This is a genomic window from Kytococcus sp. HMSC28H12 (assembly GCF_001816045.1).
Taxonomy (GTDB): domain Bacteria; phylum Actinomycetota; class Actinomycetes; order Actinomycetales; family Dermatophilaceae; genus Kytococcus; species Kytococcus schroeteri.
On record NZ_KV824311.1, the window covers coordinates 1 to 5,815 of the forward strand.

The 5,815-nt window shown below is 72.2% G+C and carries 7 protein-coding genes; 1 reads left to right on the forward strand and 6 read right to left on the reverse strand.

The features are described 5' to 3' along the window. Nucleotides 1-89: 89 nt before the first annotated feature. The 6 genes from HMPREF3099_RS02325 to HMPREF3099_RS02350 all read right to left on the reverse strand — a co-directional run bounded on the left by HMPREF3099_RS02325 (nucleotide 90) and on the right by HMPREF3099_RS02350 (nucleotide 4,414). Entirely contained in the window at nucleotides 90-1,043 is a 954-nt protein-coding gene (locus tag HMPREF3099_RS02325; RefSeq protein WP_070703582.1) for an electron transfer flavoprotein subunit alpha/FixB family protein, read from the reverse strand. A gap of 30 nt (nucleotides 1,044-1,073) precedes the next feature. Continuing rightward, on the reverse strand, nucleotides 1,074-1,862 hold the full coding sequence (locus HMPREF3099_RS02330) for an electron transfer flavoprotein subunit beta/FixA family protein (RefSeq protein ID WP_070703584.1): 789 nt from the start codon (nucleotides 1,860-1,862) through the stop codon (nucleotides 1,074-1,076). Nucleotides 1,863-2,028: 166 nt separating this feature from the next. Beyond that, a complete protein-coding gene (locus tag HMPREF3099_RS02335) occupies nucleotides 2,029-2,820 on the reverse strand; it encodes an enoyl-CoA hydratase/isomerase family protein (RefSeq protein ID WP_070703586.1) in 792 nt (263 codons plus the stop codon). Next, nucleotides 2,817-3,464, reverse strand: coding sequence for a hypothetical protein (locus HMPREF3099_RS02340; RefSeq protein ID WP_070703588.1), 648 nt, complete (start codon nucleotides 3,462-3,464; stop codon nucleotides 2,817-2,819). Before HMPREF3099_RS02340 ends, HMPREF3099_RS02335 begins: the two co-directional genes overlap by 4 nt. Nucleotides 3,465-3,533: 69 nt before the next feature. Further along, on the reverse strand, nucleotides 3,534-3,992 hold the full coding sequence (locus HMPREF3099_RS02345) for a hypothetical protein (protein WP_371327501.1): 459 nt from the start codon (nucleotides 3,990-3,992) through the stop codon (nucleotides 3,534-3,536). A 41-nt stretch (nucleotides 3,993-4,033) separates the two neighbouring features. Further along, nucleotides 4,034-4,414, reverse strand: a complete 381-nt coding sequence (locus HMPREF3099_RS02350) for a hypothetical protein (protein WP_070703590.1) — start codon at nucleotides 4,412-4,414, stop codon at nucleotides 4,034-4,036. A 160-nt stretch (nucleotides 4,415-4,574) separates the two neighbouring features. Here HMPREF3099_RS02350 and HMPREF3099_RS02355 point away from each other — a divergent pair. Beyond that, the coding region (locus tag HMPREF3099_RS02355; protein WP_168168418.1) for a maltokinase N-terminal cap-like domain-containing protein at nucleotides 4,575-5,815 on the forward strand (1,241 nt) is incomplete at its 3' end.

Consider the following 5,815-nt stretch of genomic DNA (forward strand, 5'->3'; position numbering starts at 1 on the left):
ACTCGACTGTCGAGTTCGGCACCGGTGCGGTTCTCGGGCGCGGCCGGGGTCGGTTCCGGCCCGGCCGGCGCGGGGTCAGGACCCGGCGGTCACTTGCTGGACTGGATCTTCTCCGTGGCCTGCGGCAGCACGTCGAACAGGTCGCCCACGACGCCGAAGTCCACCATCGAGAAGATGGGCGCCTCCTCGTCCTTGTTCACCGCGACGATGGTCTTGGAGGTCTGCATGCCGGCGCGGTGCTGGATGGCACCGGAGATGCCGGCCGCCACGTACAGCTGCGGGGACACGGTCACGCCGGTCTGGCCCACCTGGCTGGAGTGCGGGTACCAGCCGGCGTCCACCGCGGCGCGCGAGGCACCCACGGCGGCACCCAGCGAGTCGGCGAAGGACTCCACCGGGTCGAAGTCACCGCCGGTGCCACGACCACCGGAGACCACGATGGCGGCCTCGGTGAGGGCCGGGCGGCCGGAGGCCTGCTTCTCCTCGCTGGCCACGATCTTCGCGCCACGCGCCACATCGGAGAGCTCCACCTCCACGACTTCGTCGGCGCACGCCCCCTGGGCCGGCTCGGCGGTCACCGAGTTGGGCTTGAGCGACACGATCGCCACACCCTTGGCGACGTGCGAGGCGGTGGTCCAGCCACCGGCGAACACCGACTTGGTGACCTTCACGCCACCGTCGGCGGCCTCCACGTCCACGGCGTCGGTGATGACACCCGAGGCGGTCATGACGGCCAGGCGCCCGGCCACCTCCTTGCCCTCCGGCGAGGACGGCACGATGACGGCCGACGCGCCGGTGCGCTGCACCAGCTGGGCCAGGCCCTCGGCGGTGGGGCCCACGAGGTACTCGCCGAACTCGGCGGCCTCGAGGCGGTACACCTTCTCCGCGCCGGCGGCGGCCAGGGCCTCCTTGGCGGCGTCGAAGCCGGCACCCACGAACACCGCGGACGGCTCACCCACGCGGCGCGCGGCGGTCAGCATCTCGGAGGTCGTCTTGCGGACGTCGCCCTCGACGTGGTCGACCAGAACCAGAACTTCACCCATCGTCTACTCCTTGGATCTCGTCGGGGCGTCTCAGATGAACTTGCGCTGGGCCAGGAAGTCGGCCAGCTTCTGGCCGCCGTCACCCTCGTCGGTGACGATCTCGCCGGCCTCGCGCGGCGGGCGCTGCGTGGTGCCGTCCACCATGACCCAGGCGTTGGCCGCACCCACCATCGAGGGGTCCACACCCAGGTCGGCCAGCGACCAGGACTCGATGGTCTTCTTCTTGGCCGCCATGATCCCCTTGAAGGAGGGGTAGCGCGGCTCGTTGATCTGGTCGGTCACCGAGACCACGGCCGGCAGGGTGGCCTCCACGGTCTGGGTGGCCTCGGCGGTGTCGCGCTTGATGGTGATGGTGCCGCCGGTCTCGCCGGAGCACTCCACGGAGTTGGCCAGGGTCACCATCGGCACGCCGAGCAGCTCGGCCACCATCGCGGGCACCACGCCCATGGCGCCGTCGGTGGAGCTCATGCCGAAGAGCACGAGGTCCACCTCGTCGACCTTCTTGACGGCCTCGGCCAGCACCACGGCGGTGGAGAGGGCGTCGGAGCCGGCCAGCGCGTCGTCGGTGACGTGCACGCCGTCGGTGGCGCCCATCTGCAGGGCCTTCTTCACGGCCTCCTCGGCGGCGGCCGGGCCCATGGTCAGCACGGTCACGCGGCCGTCCCCGGCGGCCTCGGTGATCTTGAGGGCCTCCTCCACCGCGTACTCGTCGAGCTCGGACAGCAGACCGTCCGTGGTGCGGTCGGTCAGGCCCTGGTCATCGAAGGACCGGTCACCCTGGGCGTCCGGGACGTGCTTCACGCACACGACGATGTTCATCGATCGCCTCTCTCATGGCTGGTGCAGCCGGGGCCGCTGTGCGGTCCCCCGGCGATGGCGGGGAGGGCGCCCCGTGCGGGGCGCCCTCCAAGTGTCGCACGTCACGTTCCGCCCGATGCGGTGTGCCGTGCACGGGTGCGGGCGATGCCGCCCGCACCCGGTGGGCTCAGCGGCCGACGAAGGAGGCCTTGCCCGGACCGTTCTCCACGAACGAGTCCATGCCGATCTGGCGGTCCTCGGTGGCGAAGAGGCCGGCGAACGCGATGCGCTCGAGCTCCAGCCCGGTGGTGAGGTCGACCTCGATGCCGCGGTCGATGGACTCCTTGGCGGCGCGCAGGGCGACGGCCGGGCCGCCGACGTACTGCTTCATGCGCTCCACGGCGGCGGTGTACACCTGCTCGGCGGGCACGACCTCGTCGGCCAGGCCGATGGACAGCGCCTCGGCGGCGTCCACGTGGCGGCCGGAGAAGATGAGGTCCTTGGCCTTCGCAGTACCGATGAGGCGCGGCAGGCGCTGCGTGCCGCCGGCCCCCGGGATGACGCCGAGCAGGATCTCCGGCTGGCCCAGCTTGGCGTTCTCGGCCACGACGCGGAAGTCGCAGGCCAGGGCCAGCTCGCAGCCGCCACCGAGCGCGTAGCCGGTGATGGCGGCGACGGTGGGCTTGGGGATCTCGGCCACGGCGGTGAGGCAGGCCTGGAGCTTGGCGGCGCGGTCGAGCATGTCCGCGTAGCTCATCTTCTGCATCTCCTTGATGTCCGCGCCGGCGGCGAACACCTTCTCACCGCCGTACACGACCACCGCGGCGACGTCCGGGTGGTCGGCGGCCTCGCGGGCCACGACGCCGATCTCGTCCTGGAGCTGGGTGCTCAGGGCGTTCATCTTGGGGCGGTCGAGGCGGATGGTGCCGATGCCGTCGGCCACCTCGAGGCGGACGAACTCACAGTTCTGCGTGCTCATGCGCGACCCTCCTGGTCACCGAGGTTCAGGGAGAAGGACGAGGAGCCACTCCGCTGGCCGGGCTGCTGCCCCTGCTGCTGTGCGGCCTGGCTCTGGGCGGCCTGGCCCTGGGCGCCGGCCTCGGCGCCGGCGCGACCGGGGCTCACCGGGCCGGGGGCACCGATGGCGGCCTCGGTGGCGTGCTGCACGTCGTCCTTCATGACGTTCTCGTGCCACACCTGCACGGCCTGCATGATCATGTTGACGGTCAGCTGCAGGCGGGGGCTGGGACCCTCGCCCTTGAGCACGAGGTGCTCGCCGGAGACCACCAGGGTGGTGCCGACGATGCCCATCTTGACGACGTTGGCGCCCAGGGTGACGTCGTTGGTGTTGTTCAGCCACTTCACGACGTCGGCCGGGATGTCGGAGCCGATCTGCCACTGGCCGAAGACGCGCATGATGTCGACGTCGCCCTCGGTGACGCGCACGAACATCGTCTGGCCCTGCACCTCGAAGGCCACGTCACCGTCGCCGTCGACCTGCGGCGACATGCCGTCGGTCTCCAGCAGGGTGACCACCTGGTCGCGCAGGGAGGGCGCGGAGGAGCCGGTGGGCCCGGCGTCGTCGCCCGTGGGGAAACTCGGGAGCTGCGTGGGATCAGTCATGGGCCCCAAACTACAGTCCGTGACCCAGCCCACGCCCACGCCCCTCCCGCGCCGGGCAGGACCCACCGGTCACCGCGCGGAGCGGGCACCTCGCAGGAGCCACCACAGGCCCAGTACCGGCAGCACCAGCGGCACGAAGCCGTACTGGCGGCCGTAGACCGACCACACCGTCTCGTCCGGGAACAGCCCCGGGTCCACCAGGCTCAGCGTGCCCACCACGAGCACGCCGACCAGCTCGAAGGTCACCGCGCCGAGGGCCGTCCGCCGCCCCGCGGCACCACCGCGCACCATGCCCACGGTGGCCACCAGGTAGACCAACGCGGCCACCGTGGAGAGCAGGTAGGCCAGCGGGGCGCGGTCGAAGTAGGCCAGCAGCTGCATGACCGAGCGGCCCGTGGCGGCGAGCGCCAGCACGGCGTAGGCGGCCACGAGCACCCGGCCGAAGCCGCGGCTGAGGTGGTTGACGGGCTCGGGCCCGGTGGTGGGCTCCGACGGGACGGTGCGGGAGGTGCGGGACGGGCTGGACACGGGGTGGCTCCTGCCGGCGAGGCCGGGTGGGTGGGGGGACGTCAGGGGGTGAGGACGGTGGGGAACTGGTACCAGATGGCCACCAGTCGCTGCGCCATGACGAGCAGCGCCAAACCGGCCAGGAAGAGCACCCCCATGCCCCACCGGGTGTCGCGCTCGGCCACCGACCAGAGGAAGGCCACCGGCAGCAGCGCCGCCATGCCGAACAGGTAGGCACCGAACTCCCAGGCGGGGATGTCGTACGAGGTGGTCACCGCCATCACCAGACCCACCACGAGTTGCACGAGCAGCACCACGGCGGCCAGGCCGGTCACCCCGAGCACGAGGTTGTCGACCGGCCGGTTGACGACCGCGTACAGCAGGGTCACCAGGCACAGCAGCGCCAGCGACAGGAACAGGGCGGTGGTCAGGGCGGGGATCACGGCGGGAGAGTCTAGGACCGGCGCCCGGCCGGCCCGTGAGCCCCTAGTCTGGTCACGGAGACCACTGCCGCGGCCACCTCGGCCCGACCGCCGTGGGGCGAGCCTCCGCCACCGGCTACCGTCCGTCCACCGCACACGACACCACCGGGGAGCAGAACGCATGACGACCAAGAGCCTCAAGCACCTCCTCGAGGAGTGGATCCCCCAGCAGCGGTGGTTCACCGGGAGCGGGCACGTGCCGCGACTGCAGCGCATCGGCACGGTGCGGATGGGCGACGTCGTGGACCCGCAGGGGCGCACCGTGGCCCTGTCCACCGTGTACGTGGCCGACCGCGCCACCGTGCCCGCGACGATCTACCAGGTGCCGCTGACGGTGCGCTCGGCCGTGGACGCCGACGAGAAGGTGACCGGCGGCCACCTCGGGCAGGTGCCGCTGGCCAGCATGGGCCTCTCGGACGACCCCGACGAGCTGGGCACGGTGCACGACGCGGCCCACGACCCCGCCTACGCGGCCGCGATCATGGCGATGGCGCAGCGCGAGACGAGCTGGGGCGAGGACCCGGTGCGCATGAAGGGCATCCAGCTCAAGGCCCGCCGCCCCCACAAGCCGCCGTACATCGTCACCGGCTCCCGGGGGCTGCCCCCCGACCACCAGTCCAACACATCCATCATCGTCACCACGCTCGGCGGACGCCCCAACGCCCCGCGGCGGGAGACCGCCATCATCAAGCTGTTCCGCGTCGTGCAGACCGGCGCCAACCCGGACGTCGAGCTGCAGCTGGAGCTGGCCAAGCGGGGGTCCACCTCCATCCCCACGCCCCTGGGCTCGGTGGAGGGCGCCTGGCCCGACCCGGAGACCGGTGAGGAGCGCACCGGCCACCTGGCCTTCGCCAGCGAGTACCTCGGCGACGTCCCCGACGCCTGGGCGGTGGCCAACAAGGCGGCCCGCAAGGGCAAGCGCATGGCCAAGAAGGCCCGCCGGCTGGGTGAGACCGTGGCACAGGTGCACTCCGAGCTGGCCGAGGCGCTGGGCACCGTGACCGTGGACGCCGTGCACCGCACCGAGCTGACCGACCGGATGCGCACGCGGCTCGACCACGCCCTGGCGCAGGTGCCCGAGCTGGAGCCGCTGCGCGCCGAGGCCACCGCCCGCATCGACGCCCTGGAGGCCCTGGACTGGCCGTTGCTTCAGCGCGTGCACGGCGACCTGCACCTGGGCCAGGTGCTGGAGGTGCCCGACCGCGGCTGGGTGGTGGTGGACTTCGAGGGCGAGCCGATGCGCCCCGTGCGCGAGCGCCGCGCCCCCGACCTCGCCCTGCGCGACCTGGCCGGGATGCTGCGCTCCATCGACTACGTGGCCGGCGCCCGGGTGCGCGAGGCCGAGGCCGCCGGCACGCCGCT